The sequence below is a fragment of the Sphingobium anseongense genome (genome assembly GCF_037725245.1).
GTDB lineage: Bacteria > Pseudomonadota > Alphaproteobacteria > Sphingomonadales > Sphingomonadaceae > Sphingobium.
Map to the genome: position 1 here is coordinate 103,886 of NZ_JBBJUL010000006.1, position 22,289 is coordinate 126,174.

The following is a 22,289-nucleotide window of genomic DNA, read 5'->3' on the forward strand; positions in this document are numbered from 1 at the left end:
GCGCGAAACGCATATCATATGGTTGCCAACATGCATTTTTCCCCTACCGTCAGGCCGCCCGCTGCCCGCCATCGATGACGTCAAATCCCCAAAAGCTTTGAAGCGAGATACGCAAGCGATTTGGCTTTGGAAAGACCTTGAAGCCAGATAATGGTGTGACGGAGACATTCTTCAGCGGCCTCAAGAGAGAACGCCAGAAATCAGGGGTCAAAAAGGCATCATAAACGCCCACATAATCGGCGGCCTTCATCGCTTCCCGCTCCTCCCGATAAAGTTGAACAGGCTCGCCCAGCAGAAAATGGGTGCGACATCCGAAATAGGCGGCTTCCATACCGACGCTTGAACTCAGGGTGATCACATCCTGCATTTTGGCCAGCGACATCAGGCTGTAGACATTGTCGTGGACCCGCCGCGCCTTTATATTCGTACCTTCGATGAACCGGATGCCGACATTGTCGGGATCGAACGGATGCGCCTTTACCAGCACATCGTCAAAATCCGCGAGAAGTAAATTCAGACGATCCGCAAAATCCGCAAATCCTACAAACGCCCCATCCTTGATCTGCGTTCGGTCCGATGTGACCTGCCCGATCACCAATGCCGTCCGCCCGCGGCAGTCAAAGCTGAAATGCCTGCCTGCGGCCGCGCTGGTCAGGCCCGCACCGACTCCAATTGCTTCATCGGGCAGGCTTTCGCCTTTGAGCGCCTCGCGAATACCCGCATGATTGGATGCGAAACCCAGAAAAATGTCGTCCATGAAGCGGATCGGGTGGATCAGGCAATCAACGTAGGGAATGCCGGCACTGGAAAGATAATGCTTGATGATATCCGGCAATTCGAAGCCAATCACCAGCGCGTCTTTGAACAGGAAATCGAAATAGCCCCGAACCGAGGGGGTAAACTCAGTCATCCACTGCAGCTTGGCCCAATTGTCGAGCGAAATTCCGTTCAGGCCCAACCCTGCGTAAATTGCCCGGATGGCGTGCGTATTGAGTTGCCCCTCTGAACGCCCGTCGATGCCCCAGAACAGGCGCTCGATCGGTAGTCCTGCCGCGATGCTGACCTGCTGGCCGACAAGGTCCGCCAGCCAGCCGATATTGAAATGCTGGGTGGGTGTTTCGCGATATTGCGAAGGACGGAAAAAATCCCCGGTAAAGATGACCCGCCTTACGTCGGCCTGTTCGACATTCATCATATATGGTCCAAAAACATGCGGATGTCTGCAAATCCCGCCTCAGGCGAAAAATGTTGTTGGACATAGGCCTTCGCAGCATCGCCCATAGTGAGCCTGCGATCGGCGTCCGCGGCGAGCATCATCAGAGCATCTATGTAGCCGATCTTGTCCTCCGCAACATGCAGCGCGTGGGGCACGGCGTCGGTCAGGCCGCGCGCACCTTCAGCGGTGGTCACGCACGGGAGGCCCGCGTTCATCGCCTCGAGCGTCTTGATCTTCAGTCCCCCCCCCATGAAAACCGGATTGATGGCCATGTCCGCCTTGGCATATTCAGCGGCAAGATCCGGCACATGGCCGAGCGGCTCAACGCCACGAGTGGATGAAACGAGGACGTCGTCGCAAATGCTGCCGCAGACCTTCAAAGAGTAGGTACGGCTGAGCGGCGGCCATATTTCTTTCAGGAAGTAGCGGATGCCCGTTCGATTGGCTTCGCTGTTGCCCGCGACGAAGATGAGGGATTGACCGTCAGCGGAACCGGTCACCCGCTGCGCCACCGGCGTGATCACATGCGGCACATACAATAGGCGCGAAATCTTCAGATGATCGCGCATATAGTGAATGTCGAACCGCGATATGGCGATAACGATATCGAAACGGCGCAGAATTTCCGCCTCGTTGCGTGCGCTGATGGTGATGGACGGGGTGCGCCCGTAGGTCGCGAACAACGCCATGCGCTGTGACATGACGTCATGGCTGTCGAGCATCGTCAGCACTCCGGCCGGAACCGCCGCGAGCAGATAGGCAAGGCGAATATATTCAACCACGACGATATCAGGTTGCCAATCATTGCAATGAATCGCCGTCGCCGCAAGCCAGCGACCATCGACCGGGAACCAGGGCCAGCGACACTCCGCTTTCTCGGTTTCCGCAATATCGTCTTCGCCAAGGTCCGGAACGGTAAAGACCGTCGCTGCGCCCACCGCCATCGCGATCGCCTCCCCCGCCCGAGGCGCATCTTCATGCAGGTTGAGTACCGCTACGTCGTGATCATCCGCCAATGCAGCGATTAGTGTGGCGATCCTGCTATGGCTTCCGACCGAATGTTCCCAATAAGGGATGTCGGTAAGAAACAATATCCGTTTCCGGCGCACGTTTCCCTGCGGCATTCCGCTCAGCCGGCCAACGCGGCAGACGCGCCTGCGCGCCGGATACGCAGATGACTAAGTCCGACACCGAGCATGCGCTCGTCGAGAGATCCATGGAGTTCATGCGGCGAATAGGTCCGTCCGATCTCAAACTCTATGAACATAAAATTGGAGCCATTCACGGCAACCGATGCTGCGAACATGATCTCGGCGTGGCCGTTATCGATGCGCGTCATCGCCACGTCGGCATCCTCGCCATTCACCCGGATAACCAGCGTGTCGAACTGCTCCCCGACCATGGCATCGAGCTGGGCCGATATGATGAAATCTCCGACGCCAACCGCAGGCACGACGAGCGTTGCGCGGGGCTCCGGGCTCATCCAGCGCCAGAAGCGACCACCCTCACGGCTTTCCACATCCCAGCCGTGACCCAGCGTTTCGGGCGGCAGCTCGACAATCAGATCGGTAGCCTCGCGCTGCGTCGTTCGCATCGCGATCACCGATTCGAGCGTCGGCAATACATTCGCCTCGGTCGCCGCGGGCCCAGCCTGCTGCGACTTGATGAGGAACATGTCGGCCTGCAACCGGGCAACCGCCGCGACGAGACCGGATACAGCGGCGACCGCGCCATCCCCGCCCTGGCGTGCCGATGCCACCAGCGGGCTAAGCAACTCTGTGAACGTTTCCACCAAATGACCGTCGAGCCGTTCATGCACGCGCGATATGCTTTGTTCGTCGGTCGTCGGCGGCGCCCCCGCCGCCATCAACAGGGATGCAACCTTGTTGCTCAATGACAGATTGTCGGGATCGATCATGGGGACCTGCACGCCTTCCACGGGTTTGGCCCGGAATCGGTTGAGGGAAAATCTGCTCACGCGTGGAGCCTGGGGAAGAAAAATGTGGACAAAATAAACACCGGGGCATCGAACAACGTTCGAGCCGAAGACTTCTTTCTTCCCATTGCGGTAAAATTGACGCTAGAGTGTGCCCTGTCAAGTCCAGGAAAAGGGGGCGCCCCGCTTTATCGAGCGGTTCGGACTGACAGGGCCTAGTGTCCGATTCGTCTGAGATATTTTGGGATTATTCAATTAATGAACCATAGTTCGCAACAAGGGTCCGTGGCGTCTGCCGTGCGCACGATCGAGATTGAGGCACAGGGGCTTGAGCAGTTGCGCGAAGCGCTGATCGAGGGAAAGCTCCGCGAAGCGTTCGAAGCGGCTATCGAGCAGATTGCCGCCGCTAAGGGTCGCGTCATCATCACCGGTCTCGGCAAAAGCGGCCATGTCGGCAAAAAGATCGCCGCCACCCTGGCGTCGACTGGTACGCCGACAATGTTCATGCATCCAAGCGAAGCCAGTCATGGTGACCTTGGCATGATCACCGCCAACGACGTGGTGCTGGCGATGTCATGGTCAGGCGAAACCGCGGAACTGCGCGACACCATCGCCTATTGCCATCGATTCGGCGTGCCGCTGATCGCGATCACGTCCCGCAGCGAAAGCGCATTGGGCAGCGCGGCCGACATCTGCCTGACGATGCCGCGAGTTGTGGAGGCTTGTCCCAATCAACTGGCGCCCACCAGTTCGACGACGGTGCAGATTGCGCTTGGCGACGCGATCGCAGTGGCGCTGATCGACAAGCGCGGCTTTTCGGCGGCCGATTTCCGCAACTTCCATCCGGGTGGCAAGCTCGGCGCGCAACTCATGGTCGTGGGCGATCTGATGGGCAAGGGAGACTATATGCCGATCGTCGGGCCAACGGCATCGTTGCTGGAGGCGACCGTGGAAATGACCCGCAAGCGCTATGGCACCGCCGCCGTGGTGGACGATGCGGGCATCCTGCTTGGCGCATTTACTGACGGCGATCTGCGACGCAGCGTCAGCACGGCCAATCTGGACGACGCCGTGATGGCGCATATGAGCGAGGATCCGGTGACGATCGCGCCCGACATTCTCGCATCCGAGGCGCTCAAGATCATGAATGAGAACCAGATATCGGTTCTGTTCGTGGCCAAGGACCGAAAACTGGTCGGCCTTGTCCATGTGCACGATCTTCTTCGTGCAGGCGTCGCCTGATTTCAAAGGGGTTAGAACCAATATATGACTGATATGATCGTGATCCCGGCGCGTTACGGCTCCAAGCGCTTTCCGGGCAAGCCGCTGATGGAGATCGCCGGACACAGCCTGGTTTCACGGGTGCTGGATGTGGCCCGGCAGGCGGCAGCGCGGATGAAGAATGTCGACGTCGTCGTCGCCACCGACGATCAGCGTATCGTCGACCATGTCGAGGCGCTTGGCGGCGAGGCAGTGATGACCGCCAGCGAGATCAGTTCGGGCACCGGTCGCGCCCTGGCCGCCGCCCGCACGCGCGCGATTGCACCGGGGCAGGTCGTCAATCTTCAGGGCGACGCACCCTTCGTGCCTGTCGAAGTGGTGTGTCAGATGCTTGATGCGGCACGCGCCAGTGGCGACGCGATGGTGACGCCGGTGGTATCGCTCGGCTGGGACGATCTCGACGCGCTGCGGGAACATAAGAAGGCCGCTCCTTTCAGCGGGACGACCTGCGTTCGCGGGCCTGGAGACCGTGCGCTGTGGTTCTCCAAATCGATCCTGCCCGCGATTCGCGACGAGCAGAAGTTGCGGGCGACAATGGCGAAGTCGCCGGTGCTGCGGCATATCGGCCTTTATGCCTACAGCCTGTCAGCGCTCGAACGCTTCGAGGCCGCGCCCGAATCGCTCTACGAGACGCTGGAGGGGCTGGAACAGTTGCGCTTCTTCGAACTGGGCATACCGGTTCAGACGATCGAGATCGCGCCACCGCGCATTTCGATGAGCGGGATAGATACGCCCGAAGACGCAGGGCTCGCCGAAAGAATGATCGCCAAATTCGGTGATCCGTTCGTCGGGACGAGCGACGTCGGAGCGACCCAGTCCTGATGCGCCGGCTGTTCATCGTCCGCCATGGCAATACCTTCGGTCCTGGTGAAGCACCGCGCCGCGTAGGGGTGCGGACCGACATTCCGCTAGTCGAATCGGGCGAACGGCAGGCCGCGGCGCTGGGCGAATGGTTTGCGCGTGAGGGCATCAATTTCAATCGGGCGCTGTCGGGGCCTCTGATCCGCACGCGCCAGACCGCCCAGGCGATATTGAACGCAAGTGCGGAACCATGCGACCTGGGCATCGCCGACTTCCTGGCGGAGATCGATCATGGTCCGGATGAGAATGCGATAGAGGATGACGTGATCGATCGCATCGGCCATGATGCCATCGCCGCGTGGGACGAACGCGCTGAGGCGCCCGATGGTTGGCAGGTCGACCGTGAAGGCCGAATCGCCGCGTGGCGCGCCTTCCTCGCTGACGTCGTGCCGGGCAATAGCTTGCTCGTCACCAGCAACGGTGCGGCTCGCTTTGCGTTGCTGGCGACACAGGCCCTGGCCGAGCAGGCGCGCAGAACCGGCCGCAACCTCAAACTGCGTACCGGTGCCTATGGTGAAATCGAACAGCGAGGGCCCGACGACTTCACCATCGTCAGTTGGGATGAACGGCCGAAATGAACGTCAGAAAAAAGGGAGCTGAAGCCCCCTTTTTTTTTAATACTGCGAAATATTCCGCTCAGTAGCTCATGGAGGGCTGGCGCGATTTGGTAACCTTGTCGATCGCCGTCAGATCGGCGAGCAGATTGGGGATCCAGTCGAGCGGCAGCATGTTCGGGCCGTCCGACGGGGCGTTATCGGGGTCCTCATGCGCTTCGGCAAAGATCGCCGAGACGCCGACTGCCAGCGCTGCGCGGGCAAGAGCCGGTGCAAAGGCGCGCTTGCCGCCCGACGAACCGCCGCGACCGCCGGGCTCCTGCACCGAATGGGTGGCGTCGAACACGACCGGGTAGCCGGTCTCGGCCATCACCGGCAGTCCGCGGAAATCGCTGACCAGCGTATTATAGCCGAACGAGGTGCCGCGATCGCACAGCATGATCTTGTCATTGCCGGTCGATGCGATCTTGGCGGCGACATTGGCCATGTCCCAGGGCGCGAGGAACTGGCCCTTCTTGACGTTGATCGCAGCACCGCTGTTACCGGCGGCGAGCAGCAGGTCGGTCTGGCGGCACAGAAATGCCGGGATCTGGATGATATCGACCACAGAGCCGGCGACCGCGCACTGCTGTGCATCATGAATGTCGGTCAGCACCGGGCAACCCAGTTCATCACGGACATCGGCCAGAATGCGTAATCCTTCGTCGATGCCAATGCCGCGCTGGGCGTTGAGCGAAGTGCGGTTCGCCTTGTCGTAAGATGATTTGAAGATCAGCGAAACACCGGCCGCATCGCACTGCTTCTTCAATGTCGAAGCCACCATCAGCGCATGGTCGCGGCTTTCTATCTGGCATGGCCCGGAGATGAAGACGAATGGCTTGTCATTGGCAAATTCGACATCCCGCACCATGACAGACTTACGGCCATTTGCACTTTCAACCATCGTTACACCTCATTGATTTGCGGCCCCTCCTACTCTGCCGGTAAGAAAAGCGAAAGGGGGGGGCACGGTCGAATCTACCGCAAGTGCGAAGAGAAATACCTGAACCGTCGTCATGGCATTTCGCCGCATCAGGTCGGCCAGAATTGAGCCAGTTGTCGTACAGACGCTTCGGCCGCCGCGCGATCGGGCTCCTCATTCGCATCACCATAACCGAACCAGTCATCCTGCCCCACCTCCTGCACGACGATGCCGTCGCGCCGGGCAAGCATGGAAAGTGTGCCATAATAGGCGCCATAGGTGACGCCGGCCTGCGGGATCAGCCAGGCGATCTGCCCGCGCACCGGTACAATGCTTTCATCGCGCCATAACGCCCGCGCGCCGTAGCCTGTGCAGTTGATAACCACTTTCTGCTTCAGGCGCGACAGATCGTTCGGCGCGTGGAAGGTCATCGGCACCACCGTGCCCCCCGCGATCCGAAAATCGGTCATCAACTGATGTGCCAGATCGGCCACATTGAAGGTCAGCGAGCTGTTCCGCCGCACGAAGGCGGGGCGGAAGGGATGACTGCCAGGCGGCATTTCAACCGAGCGCGGCGTGATATCGTGCAGCCGGTGGTCAAGGCGTAGAAACTGGTCCGAGCGGGTTTCGACGGGCGAAGCGACTTGCGGTGAACCGGGGGCTGAATCGGACAGAATGTAGCGGTCGGTCCATTCGACGGGATCGCCCGGCAAGCCGAGATAGCTTTGAAAGTTGCTGAATGACGCGCGCGCCATCGCTTCCCAACGATCGGCGAATCCACCGTCAACCATCCCCTTCATCGCCACGCGCGAATCGGGTGACCATGTGCCCGTCGCCCTGGCCGACCGCACATCGGGGAACTGTTCCCTGGCGTATATGGTGACGTTCGCGCCGGCGCGCTGGGCGGTGAGCGCCGAAGACAAGCCCAGCGCACCGGCGCCGATCACCGCAATGTCCCTTGCCCCGTCGGCCATCGCCAGGCCGACTGCCAACTGAGCCGATCCCCAGCACAGCGACCAGCCGCTGCCGCCATGACCGTAATTGTGGACGACGCGCTTGGCGCCGACCTGCTCCACCTCGATCCGGGGACCCACCGCGCGAAAGGGCCGCAGGCACACGGTTACCCGAAACAGCCGGTCGGGCGTCGCGCGAATCGGGGCCGGCGACGCGCAAGCGCCGAGCGTCGCGCCACGCCCAACGCCCGGCGCCAGTGCGAACGCACCGGCCATGCCAGCGCCATGGAGAAACCGCCGCCGATCCATCAATCGCCTCCCTGGCCTGTGTCGCCTTTATCTTCAGGTGGAGGACGAACGACAAGGCGTTAACCGCAGCGCCGCACCAAGCGCCGCGAGCCGCGCATCCCGCTTGCGGCGGAGGGGGCGTCCGATCTAAGGATGATCGGACAATATAAACTGTCGCATCCAGTCGGGGACAGGCCCCGCATCCGTGCCGGGGGGAGTAGGTTGTGGCCATCGCATCGCGATTCATCTTGTGTGGCATCCTGCTGACGGCAATGCCGGCGAGCGCGCAGACCGTCCCGCCGGTGCTGGCCGACAGCTTTCCCGTGGGTCGGGGTGCTGGCGGCCAATGCCAGGCGCAAAGCAGCGGACGCGATCCCGCCATACGCGGCATGTTCGACCGCGCTTGGACGCTGGTGTGCCGCGATGCCGCGCGTCCCGTCGGCCAAATCTATGCTTTGCGTGACGCAGGCACGGACATGGATGCCCTGAACGCGCGAATCGCCAGCCCACGCGGCGCTGCAATTACCTGCGGTGGCGTGGGCGGCGTCACCTTGCCCGATATCGGCCTGACCATGACGCGCCAATGCACGCTGGCGGATAGCGCCCTGCCCTATCGCCTGCGCGTCATCCGTCGCGGCAAGGTCACTTATGTGGCGCAGGGGCTCGCCGCTTATGGCAACGCGCTCGATCTGGCCTTGCGCAGCGTGGTCACCAACCAGCTTATCGACGAGAAGGCTGAGATCACCTCGCTCGGCGGTACGGATACGGCTGCCTTCGCGCGATTGCAGGCAGCGACCGTCGATCCCTATACCGCGTTGGGGCAAGGCTATCGCCGCAATGCGTCGGGAGATTATACCCAGGCGGCCGAATATTTCGATACGCTGATCGACCGGCTCGCAACCGATCCCGACGAGACGGCCCTGTCGCCGGCGGAGCGAGCCATCAGGGCGCATGAATATGCGATCAACCGGGCGCTGCAACTGTCCAACCTGTCCGCGTTCGACCAGGCTGATGCATTGTTCGCCCAGGCGGAGCGCATCGACATGGCTGACCGGGTACAGTTGCGGCTGCGGCGTAATTTCCTGGCGATGCACGAAATCAACCGGGGCGACCTCGCCAGGGCAATCGTCATTCTCGACCGGCCTACCGCGGACCCCGCGCTAGAATTGTCGGACGAAGGTGGGCTGGTAGTGACGCCACGGGCGGCGGGCGAGATGAACGGATCACTGCCCACCGCCAAGGCGCTGGGCATGGTACAAGCCACCCGCCTGACGCCGGAAGAGCGCGCCGCCATCATCGACGCCCAGGCGGTGCAGCTTCGTGGCACGATCCAGCGCCTGCAGGGCGACCCGGCGGGAGCGCGCACGACGCTGGAGCGCGCGCTGGCCGATGCGATCGCCATTCGCGAAGGCCGGGTTGTTTCGATCATGCGGCTGCGCGCGCAACTGCTCGCCGAGATTGCGCTGACGCACGAGGCGCAGGGCGATCATGCCACGGCTGAGAGCCTGCTGCGCGAGGGTCTGGCGCTGATCGCTATCCACTATCCCGAAACCGTGGCGATGAACGGGGCGCAGGCGCGGGTCGCATCCTTCCTGGTACGGCACGGGCGCAAGGATGAGGCGCTGGCGCTGTATCGCGCCATCATCGCTTCGACGGTGGAAAACCAGTCGTTGCTAACCGGCCTGACAAACCAGCTTCAGCCTTATTTCGCGCTGTTGGCGGCCGAGATTCCGGCGCGCCCGGAATTGATCGAAGACCTGTTCACGGCCAGCCAGACGCTGGTACGACCCGGTGCGGCGGATTCGCTGGAGCAACTGTCGCGTAGCCTGGCTGCCGGGCCGGGCGATGCATCGCGCCTGTTCCGCCTTTCGCTTTCGCTCGGTCGCGATATCGAGCGCACCCGGATCGCCATCGCGCAGGCCAGTGATCAGGCGAGCCGTGATCCTGCGGCGGCGGCGCAGATCCCCGGATTGCAGCAGGCATTGAGCGCGCTGACGACCGAACAGACGCAGACGCTGGCGGCGCTTGGTGCCTATCCGCAATATCGCGCCGTATCCAAGTCGATCCTCTCGCTGGCCGACCTGCGTACGACCTTGCAGCCCGGCGAGGCCTATATGAAGCTCGCGCAGCTTAGCGATGGCATCTATGCGGTCTGGGTCGATGGCGATGGCGCGACGGGGTATCGCGTGCCGTTATCGACGGCCGATATGGCAGCTAAGATCGCGGGCCTTCGCGCCACCATTTCCACCGTCGAAAATGGCGCGCGGACGACCTATGCGCTTGACGTGCCGCTGGCGCGCGGGCTGTTCGTGGATCTGTTCGCCCCGGTCGACGAACGGCTCGCAAAGGTCCGGCATCTGATTTTCGAACCGGACGGCGCGATGTTGCAATTGCCGGTCAACCTTCTGATCGCCAGTCAACCGGGCGCGGACGCCTATATCGCGCGCATCGCCCGCCCTGGATCCGACGAATTCGACTTTCGCGGGATTGACTGGCTCGGGCGCAGTCGTGCCGTCAGCACGGCGCTGTCTGTGCGCGCGTTTCGCGACAGCCGGATTGCCAGTTCTTCGGCGGCGGCCAATGCCTATCTTGGCCTGGGCGAAAACGCCCGACCGCTGCTGACGCGCCCGGCCGCGCTGACGGCACCGGCGCCGGGCACGATCGATTGCAACTGGCCGCTCGCGCAATGGAACAGCCCGGTTTCATCGCGGGAGTTGCGTACGGCAGCATCGCAATTCAGCGCTGGCCAGGCGCAATTGCTGACTGGCGGCAGCTTCACCGATACCGCGCTGCTCGGCCGTAGCGATCTCGATTCATTCCGCATCCTGCATTTTGCAACGCACGGACTGGTGACTGCGCCGCGCCCGGTGTGTCCCGCCCGCCCAGCCCTGCTCACGTCCTTTGGCGCCGCGGGCCAATCAAACGGGCTGCTCGACTTTCAGGAAATCTTCAACCTGCGGCTCGATGCCGATCTGGTCATTCTGTCCGCTTGCGACACCGCCGGCGCCGCGAGCGCGAGCGAAACGCGCGCGGCGGGCCTGTCGGGCCGGGGTGGCGCGCTCGACGGGCTGGTGCGCGCGTTCATCGGCGCCGGGGGGCGTTCGGTGATTGCCAGTCACTGGCCCGCACCGGACGAATATAGGGCGACCGAGCGGCTGATGACCGGACTGTTCGCCGCTCCGCGTGGTGCGTCGATGGGAGAGGCGCTGCGCCGTGCGCAGGTCGTGCTGATGGACCAGCCGGAAACATCGCACCCTTTCTACTGGTCGGGATTCGCTCTGATAGGCGATGGCGCGCGGCCGCTGATCGCCACCCAGTGACGCTTTCCTGATGGACTGGCTGCGCCACTGGCCCCGCCGGATCGCTCGCATCGTCAATGATGCGGGGACACTGCGGCTTGTGTTGACCGGTTTCCTGCTCGTCGCCGCGCTGATGGTAGCGCGCAGCAGCTGGGATCTGCCGGTGGCCGGCGACGCCGAGGCGGGCCTCTACGACTTTCGCTTGAAGGCCCTTGCGCCACGCGTCGATCAGGATCCACGCATCGCGATGGTCGTCTATAATGACGACACGCTGCTGGCGACGCGCAAGCGGTCGCCGCTCGACCGGGCGATACTGGCGCGGGCACTGGCGTCGCTCGACGGCATGGGCGCAAAATCGATCGGCATCGATATCCTGTTCGACCAGCCGCAGGATGAGGATGACGCGCTGATTGCGCAATTGCGAGCGATGCGTACGCCGACCTGGATCGGCTATGCCGAGATCGCGGGCAATGCTGACCAGATCAGCTGGAACCAGCAAGAATTTCTCGAACAGTTCATCAAGCGCGCGGGCACCATTCGCACCCGGCCGGCGAGCATCCGGTTGATCGCCGATCCCGACAATGTGATGCGCCGCTGGCCCGACCATAACAGCGACCTGCCGCCGATGCTGGTGTCGGCCATGTCGCCCCGGCATGCGCTGATGGGATATCAGGGCGGCATCCGCTATCGCGAGCCGCTCGATCCTGATCGCGACGTATTCCTCAAATTTCCGATAGATACGGTGGCCGATCCTGAACTCGCGCCGATCTTTACCAGCCAGTTTCGCGGGCGGCACGTACTGATCGGTGGCGACATCGTCGATATCGATCGCTTCGACACGCCGATGAGTCCCTATAGCGGCAAGACGATGATCGGGCTGGAGGTCCATGCCACGATGCTGGCGCAGGCGCTGGACGGCGCGCGGCTGCCGGACCTTCCCGGCTGGTTGCTCTGGACGATCGCGCTGTTGGTCGTCGCCCTGGCGATGCTGACCAGCCTGGCCGAATTGCGCTGGTGGCAATTGGCGCCGTTATTGTTGGTTCAGGCGGCGCTGTTCGGCATATTCCCCTTCTGGTTGCAGGCAAAAGGTTGGGACACGCTGGAACTGCCCGCGATCGGATGGGGGGCGGGATGGGTGCTGGCCTTCGCCGCGACCGGATCGGCGGCGCGCGCGGTCGGCTCGCAGCAGCGCCGGTTCGCCCAGTCGGCGCTCGGCAAATATCTGCCGCGGGCGATCGCCGAACAGATATTGGCTGACCCGGCGCAGCTTGCGCTTCACGGCGAAAATCGCGAGATCTTTGTTGTGTTCACTGATCTGGAAGGCTTCACCAAGCTGAGCCACGCCATCCCCCCGGCGCAGGTGGCAACGATCATCAATCGCTATCTCGACATCATGAGCGACATCGTCCTCAATCATGGCGGAACGATTGACAAGTTCGTGGGCGATGCGGTCGTCGCATTCTGGGGAGCACCGATCGCCGATTCGATGGACGGGACCAACGCCGCCAGGGCCGCTTGGGCGATGTACCAGGCGGGCGAAGAGTTTCGCGTCACTGCGTCGGCCGACCTGCCCGAAGGCGTGCCGCCAATCGGGAAGACGCGGGTGGGCCTGCATTTCGGGGAAGCGACCGTCGGCAATTTCGGCGGCAAGGGACGAATGCAATATACAGCGCTTGGCGACAGCATGAACACCGCGTCCCGGCTGGAGGCGGTGAACAAGATATTGGACAGCGGCATGATCGCCAGTCGCGAGGCGGCCGACCGGTCCGGGCTGGACTGGTGGCGACCGATGGGACGCATCGTCGTGCGCGGTCGCGCCAAGCCTATCGAAATCATGGAACCGGCCCCGGATTTTCCCGCCAGTGACATGGATCACTTACGCGCGCTGATGGCCGCGCTAAAAGCAGGGGACGGAACGGCGATGGCCGGTCTGGCGGCGCTGGCGGGGCGACATCCCGCTGATGCCGCGCTCCAGAATCTGCTATATCGGCTGAACGCGCAAAAGGATGGAAATGCTTATGTTACAGGGTAGAAGACTGGCGGTCTTGCTGGCCGCCCTTTCATTGGGCCAAGTTGTCCCCGCCGCCGCCGAGAGCCTGGTCGTGCGAGCGTCCGGCCCGTCGGCCAAGGCCTATCCAGCCGGCGCAAAACTTGCCGATGCCGCGCGCATCACGCTTAAGGCCGGCGATGTCCTGACATTGCTCGACGGACGAGGCACGCGCACGCTGCGCGGGCCCGGCAGCTTTGCGGTGGCCGGGCCAGTCTCCGCCGGCACCGACAGCCGCACCAGCCTGTCGTCGCTGCTGGAAACCAAGCGCGTGCGCCGCGCCCGTACCGGAGCGGTGCGCGGAACAGACGGCGCGGGCCAGCCGTCGCGCAATCCCAGCATCTGGTATGTCGACGTCAGCCAGTCGTCGACCATCTGTGTCGCCGATCCCGCCAATCTGCGCCTGTGGCGCCCCGACAGCGTAAATGCCATCACGCTGACCGCGACCCCGTTCGCCGGAGGAAAAGCTGGCTCCATCCTGTTCGGCGCGGGCGAAGCGACAACTGCCTGGCCCGCGAGCCTGCCGGTCGTCGACGGCGCAGCCTATCGTCTTGGCTGGCCCGGTGCCAAGCAAGCCGTGGCGATCCGCTTTGCCCTGATGAACTCTGCTTCGGAAGGCCTGGAGGACACCGCCGCCACGCTGATCGAACGCAAATGTGACGCTCAGCTCGACTTGCTGGTCGAAACGGTGGCGCTGCCCGATCCGGCTCCTGCATCGCCGGGCGGTTGAGCGTCCGGCTTGTCAGTCCGGCAACGGCCTGATAAGCCCGAGGGATATAATGAAACGCCGTTAAAGGGCGGTAAAAACAGGCAATCTGGTCGTATATTTAACGGCTCCGGCGCGAGCCGGTTGCACTTTACGGACGGCGGGGGCGACGCTGTTTTCATGCTTTGACGCGACCAGGGGGTTTGGAGTGTTCAACAGGCGTTCGACTTTGGCTCTGGCGATGTTGATGCTGCCGGCAGCGTTGCTCGTCCCCGCGTCCGCACTGGCGCAAGGAGCGCCAACGCGCGAGGAACTGCGCCCCGACGAGCGCTTGCCTGAACCCGCCGCCCGACCCGGCCGGTTAACGGTCGATGGCGACATGGAGCGGGCGGCCTGCCCGCTTGACGATCCGCGCTATGCGGCCGTCACCATGAATTTCGCCGATGTCCGGTTCAACGGCCTTTCGGTGCTTGATCCCGCAGCGTTGCGCGACAGCTGGACGAACGAGGCCGGCCGCGACGTTCCCGTTGCCACGGTCTGCACCATTCGCGATCGGGCGGCGACGGCGTTGCGGGCGATGGGCTATCTCGCGGCGGTGCAGGTGCCACCGCAGCGCATCGACAAGGGCGGCACGATCGTCCTCGACGTCCTGATGGCAAAGCTGGTCGCGATCGAGGTGCGGGGTGACGCCGGCAATGGCGAGCGGCTGGTCGCCGCGCATCTGGAGGCCTTGAAGGCGCAGCCGGTGTTCAACGTGCATGCCGCCGAACGCCATCTGCTGCTGGCCCGCGACCTGCCGGGCTATGACGTCCGACTGTCGCTGCGCCCGGCGGGCACGGCGCCGGGCGAAGTTGTCGGCACGGTGCAGGTGACGAGGCAGCAGGTTCAACTGGACGTCAACATCCAGAATTGGGGGTCGCGAGCGGTCGGCCGGTTCGGCGGGCTTGCGCGGCTTCAGCTGAACGATCTGACCGGGATGGGCGATGCGACCACGCTCGCCATCTTCAATACGTTCGACACGCGCGAACAGACCGTCTTGCAGGCGGGTCACAGCTTTGCGATCGGGGCGAGCGGGCTGCGCGCTTCGGGAGATTTCACCTATGCCTGGAGCCGGCCGGACGTGCTTGGCGGCGGGCTCAAGTCTGAAACGATGATCGTCACCGCCGCGCTCAGTTATCCGCTTGTCCGGCGGCAAGCGAGCAATGTGGTGCTGTCCGGCGGGTTCGACCTCATCGACCAGGATGTCGAGGCGCTGGGCGCACCGCTCAGCCGCGACCGGCTGCGCGTGTTGTTCGCGCGGGCCGAAGCTGACCTGATCGATTCCGCCAGCCTCACCAGCACCATCGGCTATTCGGCGTTCGAGCCTCGCTGGCGGCTGGGCGGTCATATCGAAGTGCGTCAGGGGATTTCCGGCCTGGGGGCAAGCGAGCGTTGCGGCCCCGCGCCTACCTTTGCCGGATGCCTGCCCCCCGCCACGCCGACCAGTCGCATCGGCGGCGATCCGAGCGCTTTCGTCCTGCGCGCGGGTGCCGCGGCGGAATTCCGACCAATCCCGAACATTACGTTCAGCCTGTCTCCTCGGCTCCAGTATAGTCCCAGCGCGCTGTTGACCTATGAAGAAGTGAGCGCGGGCAATTATACCGCCGGACGCGGCTATGATCCCGGCACGCTGACCGGCGACAGCGGCGCGGGCTACAGCTTCGAACTGCGCTACGGATCGCTGATGCCGCGTTCCATCAACGATGTGGCTCTCCAGCCCTTCGCCTTTTTCGATGCGATGTGGATATGGAATGAGGATGGGCCGGACAACCGGCTCTATTCGACGGGCGGGGGTTTACGGGCCCAGTGGGGCGCGCACGGGCGCATCGACCTGACCGCCGCGACGCCGCTTCGACGAGTTGCGGGCTACGACCGTGGCGACTGGCGCGTGCTGCTGTCGATTACCGCTCAACTCTTTCCGTGGAACCGCTGATGCCCGGCTTGCTCCCCCGCTCGACCCGCCGCCCCCTGTCCCTTCTTGGTGGCAGCGCGGTCGCCGCCCTGGCCGTGGCGCTCGCCGCCGCAGCGCCTGCCTCGGCGCAGGGACTGCTGGGCACTGGCATCGTGGTGGGCGGCGACGCGAACGCGCAGATCTTTACCTCGCCGAACCAGACCAACATCCTCGTCAACCAGAATCAGGCGATCATCGACTGGACGCCCACCGACGCAGGGTCCGCCGGCCCGATAGATTTCCTGCCTGCCGGCAACAGCGCCTTTTTCGACGCGAACAGCACAGTCAGCGACTTCACCGTTCTCAATCGCATCCAGCCCCGGGCCGGCAGCACCGGCGTCCCGGTGGACCGGCTGATCGAAGTGAACGGGCTGGTCCAATCGCGAACCGGCAATGCGATCGGGGGCAATGTCTGGTTCTACTCGCCGGGCGGCATATTGGTCGGATCGACCGGCGTGTTCGATGTCGGCGGCCTGGTGCTGACCAGCAACGCGATCGACGTGACCGGCGGCCTGTTCGGTGCCGATGGCGAGATTCGATTCCGGGGAGCAGCCGACAGTAGCGCCAGCGTCACCATAGCCGGCGGGGCGCAAATCAACGCCCCGGCAAGCGGTGGTTATGTCGCGATGGTCGCGCCGCGCGTGACGATGAGCGGGACGGTTCGGACCAACGGATCGACCGCCTATGTCGGCGCTGAGCAGGCCGACCTGCGGATCAATGGCGGATTGTTCGACATCACCATGACCGTTGGCACGACCGACGCGCATGGCGTCGTGCATGACGGTACGACCACCGGTCCCGCGTCGGCACCTGTAGGATCGCTGGCCGATCCGCAGCGCATCTTCATGGTTGCGATGCCCAAGAATCAGGCAATGACCATGCTGCTGTCCGGTGCCATGGGCTATACGCCAGCGGCTTCGGCATCGCAGGAGGGCAGCGCGATCATATTGTCGGCCGCGCATAACATCGCTGGTGGCGACATCGTCGAAACCAACGACAACTCGCAAGAACCCAGCGCGCTTGTCATAGGCACCACCGACTTTTCATCGGCGGTCACGGGCCGAGCGTCGGGGGCCATTACCATCGATCCCGGTGCAGGCGGCACGACGCTGTTCCGGTCGACCGCCGGCTTCACCGCACAAGGACCGATCAGCCTGACCACCGCGTCGGCAGAGACCGTGCGCGCGCAGGAAGGATTGTCGCTCACATCCGTCAGGCCGACCGGCGGCGGAACGATCGCGGTGACATCGGCCGGAACGATCGACCTGGGCGCGACGACGCTGACGCTCAACGCCCGTGACGACAATGCAGATCTGTCGGGCAACAGCATCGGCGGCAATATAGCGGTAACGGCTGCGGGCGGCACAATCACCGCGGGACGGATCGACGCGGATGCGACCGCATCGGGCGGCGGCGGAGTCAATACGCGGGGCGGGACGGTCGATATCGGGGCTATTTCCGGCGGATCGATCACGATCGACAAGCTGGTCGCCCGCGCCAGCGGCGATGCCCTGTTCGATACGAGTTCGATCCCGGTCAATGGCGGCAACGCGGTGGGCGGAACGATCCGCATCACCGGCGCTGGCGGCACGCTGACGCTGGGTCAGGTCGAACTGACCGCGCAGGCCACCGGCGGCCTGTCCACCTCAGGACAGGGCGGGTCCGCGACCGGGGGCAATATCCTGGTCGATATATTGTCCGGCAGCCACCAGTGGTCGAGCCTGTTCGCGGACACCAGCACGTCCGCCGGCTTTGCGGACAATGGCGGCATCAGCGGCGGCGCCGGGGGTGGCGTCGACGGCATCATCGTGAATGTTACCGGCGCGAACACTTTGCTCGACATTACCGGGTCGGTGTCGGCCTATGCCAGCGCCAATGCCTTTGGCGGCGGAGCCACCCCCACGGTCGTGCGCGGCGGAGCGGTGGCGTTCAATGCCGATAGTGGCGGCACCTTGCGCGTTGCTCGCGACCTTTATGCCGCGACGCGCGGACAGGGCGACTTTTTGAGCGCCGCCAGCACAACGCCGGTGACCCCCAACAGCTTTGGCGGAACGATCGCGGTTCATGCCCGAAATGGCAGGATAGAGGTCGGTTCGCTTTTCCTTGATGCTGGCGCGGCGGCGGGCTTTGGCGATAGCGTGGCCGGACCCGCTCAGGCTGGCTCGATCGAATTGTTCGTGCGCGGCGATACCGTTTCACCCGGTGCAGTGGTCATGGGCGATTGCGTTAATTCCGCCTGTTCTCTGCTGGCCTCAGCCGTCGGAGGGTCTGGCGCGGTCGGCTCCGACGCGACAGGCGGGACGATCACCATCCGCAACGAAGGCGGGTTGTTGTCCGCGCCCGGTACGTTCAATGTCGAAGCGGACGGTCGCGCCGGCCGCGCGAACGGATCGGGCATGGGCGGAAACGGCCAGGGTGGCGTCATCGCCATCGAACAGACGGGCGGCCAAACGCTGTTCGGCGATGTGTTCGTCCGGGCAATTGGCTCGGCGTCTTCGGTCGGCGAAGGCACATTTTTCGATATCGGCAATGGCGGCACCGGCACCGGCGGCCAGATCGACATCGGCCTGGCGAGCGGCAGCCTTCGTGCGAATATTTTGCGCGCGTCGGCGGATGGCGAAGGGGGCTATGCCGGCACGAATTGCATCGGATGCAGCGCGAGCGACATCCCCTATGTCGCGGGGGACGGCTTTGGTGGACGGACCGAATTCGCGCTGACGGGCGGCACGGCGACTGTCGATTTTGTCCGCCTGTCCGCCGATGGTTTTGGCGGGTCCGCGGGCGCTGGCAACGTCATGTCGGGCGAAATCCCCGGCGTCACCGGCGCTGCCACCGGGGGTACAGTCATTTTGACGGCACAGGGGGGCAGCATGACATCCCCCACAATCACGCTGCACGCCAACGGCATCGGCGGCAGCAGCGTGTTTACAGGCGGGAGCGGTCAACGCGGCAGCTCTGTTCCAGGCGGAACTGGACGCGGCGGATCCGCCAGCTTCGTCATGAACGCGGGCGGCGATGCAATGATCGACTCCAACGACCTGACGGTCGAGGCCGAAGGCGTGGGGAGCGTTTCTGAAAGTGGCGGCGACGGCGTTGGGGGCGCTGTCAGCATTGCCCTGCGCAACGGCAGACTGGTCGCTGCGTCCATTCAGGCAAGGGCCTCGGGGCGCGGTAGCGACGGCGCGGACCTATATGCAGGCGACGGCGGCGATGGAACGGGTGGAACGACAAACATTGTCATTGCAAATGGCAACCATGGCATCGCTTCAATCGAGACCTATGCGGAGGGAAGAGCTGGTGAGGGCGGATCTTCCTCCATCGGCGGTGTCGCGGATGACGCAGGTGGCACTGGCGGGAACGGCCTTGGCGGCGCTGCATCCGTACAAATTAGCACGGATATCGAGCTTGCTCAGCTTGCAATCAGCGCCGATGGGACAGGATTTCACGGCGGCGATGGCCTTGTCAGGGGTGGAGCCGGCGGCGACGGCCGGGGCGGCAGAGCGAATCTCGATGTTATCGGGGGGAATGTAACCATAGGGACCGTGGCGGTCGTCGCCAGGGGAACCGGCAGCCATGATCGTAACGGTTTGGGTCCCCTGTCAACGCCCCACGATTCGGCCTTGGGCATTGGCGGCGAAGCTGGTGCGCTGGTAACCGGCGCAAGTACATCTCTTGTTGTCCAGTCCCTGGAAACTTCTGCCGACGGAATGAGCGGCGTGCCAAATTCGTCCGGCGCATCTACCCAGCCGAGCGGATCGCGCGGCGGCATCGCCCGGACGGAAATCATGTCGGGCGGATCGCTATCGGCGGCGACGTTGCTTAGCGTATCCGCACAGGCCGGTCAGATGCTGGACCCGCAAAGCGCCGATTTCGAAGCGATAGGTGGCAGAGCATCTTTCGTTGTCGACGGCGGGACCGTTCGATCGCAGGCAGGCGCGCAACTGACAATCAGCAGTTGGGGATCTGGCTTTCAGGCAAGCGGGGGCACGAGCGAACTGCTGCTCAACGATGCCAATATCTCGCTACCTGCAGTTTCCCTTTACGCCAACGCGAGGGCGAATGCTTCGGGAACGGAAACGGCCGGCACCGTTCGCATACGCAATGAGGGCAGTTCATCAGTATCGCGCCAGGCGGCGTCGATCCTGGCTGAGTCCTCTGCCGTTACTCATGGAACCGCCGGCAGCATCAGCCTGGCCGACACGGCGGGCGCGCCGTTGACGCTGAGCGGCGCTTTGGTTCTGCGAAATGCCGGCACGGTCGATGCGAATGACAGCTTCATCGATGTCAGCGCGAGTCAGGGTGCAATCACGGCCGGGAATATTGCCATCGACAGCAGCGGTCCGCTGACCTTGCGCTTTGCGAACGGCGGCGGCTTGCGGACGAGCGGTGACGCCGACCTCGCAAGCAATCGCGCCATTGCGCTCACGCACGGCGACCGCACGGCAGCAAGCGATTCGCTGGCCGCTGGCGACCGGTTGCTGATCGTCGCCCAGGGTAACGTGACCGGCGGCTTGAACAGCCAGATCCGCGCGGGCGGATCAGCGGTGGTTGAATCGCAAGCAGGGTCGATCAGGCTCGCACGGCTCGCTGCGGGTGGCGACATCAACCTGCGGGCGCTTTCAGGCGAGATTTCGGTCAACGAAGACCTCGCCGCCGGCGGGCTGGTGGATGCCAGTGCGCCGCTTGGCGTGGCATTGCGCGCGCTCGGAAACCTGCGCGCGGCAACGACCGCCGGGGCGAACGGCGCGATCACCGTTCTTGCCGATGGCGCTTTGACGCTCGATCGGGCGGAAGGATCGGCGCTGGCCGCGGAAGCGGGAGGCGACCTGATCGTCCGGAACGCGACCGTTGGCACAGAGGATATCCGCGCGACCAGCCGCAGCGGCTCGGTCAGCCTGACCGATGCGACCGCAGCGAAGGACATCGTCGTCCGCGCGGGCGCCGATACAGCCATCGGCGGCTCCGTTCGTGCCCCCGCGCTGGTCGATATCGCCGCTACTGGAACGGCGAGGGTCGACGGCCAGTTGACCGGCGGCCGGGTCATCATCGGGTCAGGCGACATCATCCTATCTTCAGGCGGCGGCGTCCTGGCGGCTGTCGATGCGCCCGGCACCACCGGCGTGCTGACGCTCAACGCCACTGGCGCCGGCACGACATTTATCGGCGGCCCCGACCGCGCTGGCAGCTACAGCTTGTCGGGAACGGAAATGGCCGCGCTTCGCGGTGAGCGGATCACGATCAACGCGCCGGGCAATACAGAAGTCGGTAGCTTCACGATGGCCGGGGGCGCGAATGGCAACTTCGCCGATGGCGGTGTGCTGTCGATCATCACGCCCGACACTATACGGATCAATGGAGCGGTGCGGCTGAACGCAATGCAGCGCGAAACGAAGTTCGTGCTGGAAGCCAACGAGCGCATCACCATGGATCCCGCGACAGGTTCGATAGACTTGCGCCTGGACGACACGGGCGCGCTCGGCGGGCATCTGTCGATGCGCTCCAATGGCATTTATGTCGCCACCGACGCGGCGATTGCCGCAATAGCCGGACAGACCGACACCCGCGCGATCGACGCGCGGCTGGCGCGGAATGACGGCATCGTTCGGCCCGACAATATAGTGCGCGCAATCGATATCACGCTCGATGTAAATGAAGGGGCCTATGTCCAGAATGTCGGCGCGGGACTTGCCCATGTCGACCGCCGGGGCTTCCTGTCGACCGGCAGCACTCTTGAGATCAACACCGCCAGTGCCGCCACGCGGATCGTCATCAATGGCCAGTTGGAAGGTGACGGCACGCCTGCGCCGATCCTGAGCGGACTGGACGTGACGCCGATCATCATGGTCAACGGTGTGCGCGGACCTGTAGATGGGCTGTTCGACCAGCGATCGACCGTCAACGGCTGTCTGCTGGTCAATCCGGGCAGCTGCCGCGCGTCCTTCCGCGATGACAGGGGCGGCGGCCAGTTGGTTCGCGATACATTCGATCTGGTTTTGGATACCGATCCTTTCACCCGATTTGCGCCGCCCTTCGCGATCGCCGAGATCGAACTGCGGGATGTGGAGCCGCGCGGCTACCCGCCACTGATCGACGAACCGGTGACAGGCGCGGGCAACGACGATCTGTGGCAATGCGACCGTGACGAACCGGCGTGCCCGGCGCCCAAACCGTAACGAAAATCCTGACCATCCGCCAAT

At 63.8% G+C, this 22,289-nt stretch carries 13 protein-coding genes; 8 read left to right on the plus strand and 5 right to left on the minus strand.

What is annotated here, in order from left to right; genetic code table 11:
- Nucleotides 1-49: 49 nt before the first annotated feature.
- Genes WG908_RS10245 through WG908_RS10255 form a run of 3 tightly spaced genes read right to left on the minus strand, consistent with a single transcriptional unit; the run spans nucleotide 50 to nucleotide 3,134 of the window.
- A complete protein-coding gene (locus tag WG908_RS10245) occupies nucleotides 50-1,195 on the minus strand; it encodes a hypothetical protein (protein WP_340186485.1) in 1,146 nt (381 codons plus the stop codon).
- Entirely contained in the window at nucleotides 1,192-2,340 is a 1,149-nt protein-coding gene (locus tag WG908_RS10250) for a glycosyltransferase family 4 protein (RefSeq protein ID WP_340186486.1), read from the minus strand. Before WG908_RS10250 ends, WG908_RS10245 begins: the two co-directional genes overlap by 4 nt.
- 5 nt (nucleotides 2,341-2,345) lie before the next feature.
- Nucleotides 2,346-3,134 carry a hypothetical protein gene (locus tag WG908_RS10255; RefSeq protein ID WP_340186487.1) on the minus strand — a complete coding sequence of 263 codons (789 nt, stop codon included), beginning with the start codon at nucleotides 3,132-3,134 and terminating at the stop codon, nucleotides 2,346-2,348.
- 303 nt (nucleotides 3,135-3,437) lie between these two features.
- On the opposite strand from WG908_RS10255, the gene WG908_RS10260 reads away from it, so the two are divergent.
- The 3 genes from WG908_RS10260 to WG908_RS10270 are packed head-to-tail and all read left to right on the plus strand — an operon-like array spanning nucleotide 3,438 to nucleotide 5,872.
- Nucleotides 3,438-4,394 (plus strand): KpsF/GutQ family sugar-phosphate isomerase, encoded by a 957-nt coding sequence (locus WG908_RS10260; protein WP_340186488.1) that lies wholly within the window; start codon nucleotides 3,438-3,440, stop codon nucleotides 4,392-4,394.
- A gap of 24 nt (nucleotides 4,395-4,418) precedes the next feature.
- Nucleotides 4,419-5,255: a 3-deoxy-manno-octulosonate cytidylyltransferase gene (gene kdsB, locus WG908_RS10265; protein WP_340186489.1), complete on the plus strand. Its 837-nt coding sequence runs from the start codon at nucleotides 4,419-4,421 to the stop codon at nucleotides 5,253-5,255.
- Entirely contained in the window at nucleotides 5,255-5,872 is a 618-nt protein-coding gene (locus tag WG908_RS10270; RefSeq protein ID WP_340186490.1) for a histidine phosphatase family protein, read from the plus strand. The genes kdsB and WG908_RS10270 overlap by 1 nt, the downstream gene beginning before the upstream one ends.
- 58 nt (nucleotides 5,873-5,930) lie before the next feature.
- Here WG908_RS10270 and kdsA read toward each other — a convergent pair whose 3' ends face one another.
- Together kdsA and WG908_RS10280 are read right to left on the minus strand one after the other, a co-directional pair.
- A complete protein-coding gene (kdsA, locus tag WG908_RS10275; RefSeq protein WP_340186491.1) occupies nucleotides 5,931-6,791 on the minus strand; it encodes a 3-deoxy-8-phosphooctulonate synthase in 861 nt (286 codons plus the stop codon).
- 128 nt (nucleotides 6,792-6,919) lie between these two features.
- A complete protein-coding gene (locus WG908_RS10280) occupies nucleotides 6,920-8,074 on the minus strand; it encodes an FAD-dependent oxidoreductase (protein WP_445326699.1) in 1,155 nt (384 codons plus the stop codon).
- A 224-nt stretch (nucleotides 8,075-8,298) separates the two neighbouring features.
- Here WG908_RS10280 and WG908_RS10285 point away from each other — a divergent pair, with 224 nt between their 5' ends.
- The 5 genes from WG908_RS10285 (at nucleotide 8,299) to WG908_RS10305 (ending at nucleotide 22,265) form a co-directional block, all read left to right on the plus strand.
- The gene (locus WG908_RS10285) at nucleotides 8,299-11,370 is read left to right on the plus strand and encodes a CHAT domain-containing protein (RefSeq protein WP_340186493.1); all 3,072 of its coding nucleotides are present in this window, start codon (nucleotides 8,299-8,301) and stop codon (nucleotides 11,368-11,370) included.
- A 10-nt stretch (nucleotides 11,371-11,380) separates the two neighbouring features.
- On the plus strand, nucleotides 11,381-13,381 hold the full coding sequence (locus tag WG908_RS10290; protein WP_340186494.1) for a CHASE2 domain-containing protein: 2,001 nt from the start codon (nucleotides 11,381-11,383) through the stop codon (nucleotides 13,379-13,381).
- Nucleotides 13,368-14,126: a hypothetical protein gene (locus WG908_RS10295; RefSeq protein WP_340186495.1), complete on the plus strand. Its 759-nt coding sequence runs from the start codon at nucleotides 13,368-13,370 to the stop codon at nucleotides 14,124-14,126. The genes WG908_RS10290 and WG908_RS10295 overlap by 14 nt, the downstream gene beginning before the upstream one ends.
- A gap of 184 nt (nucleotides 14,127-14,310) precedes the next feature.
- Nucleotides 14,311-16,074 (plus strand): ShlB/FhaC/HecB family hemolysin secretion/activation protein, encoded by a 1,764-nt coding sequence (locus WG908_RS10300; RefSeq protein WP_340186496.1) that lies wholly within the window; start codon nucleotides 14,311-14,313, stop codon nucleotides 16,072-16,074.
- Entirely contained in the window at nucleotides 16,074-22,265 is a 6,192-nt protein-coding gene (locus WG908_RS10305) for a hypothetical protein (protein ID WP_340186497.1), read from the plus strand. The genes WG908_RS10300 and WG908_RS10305 overlap by 1 nt, the downstream gene beginning before the upstream one ends.
- Nucleotides 22,266-22,289: the final 24 nt, after the last annotated feature.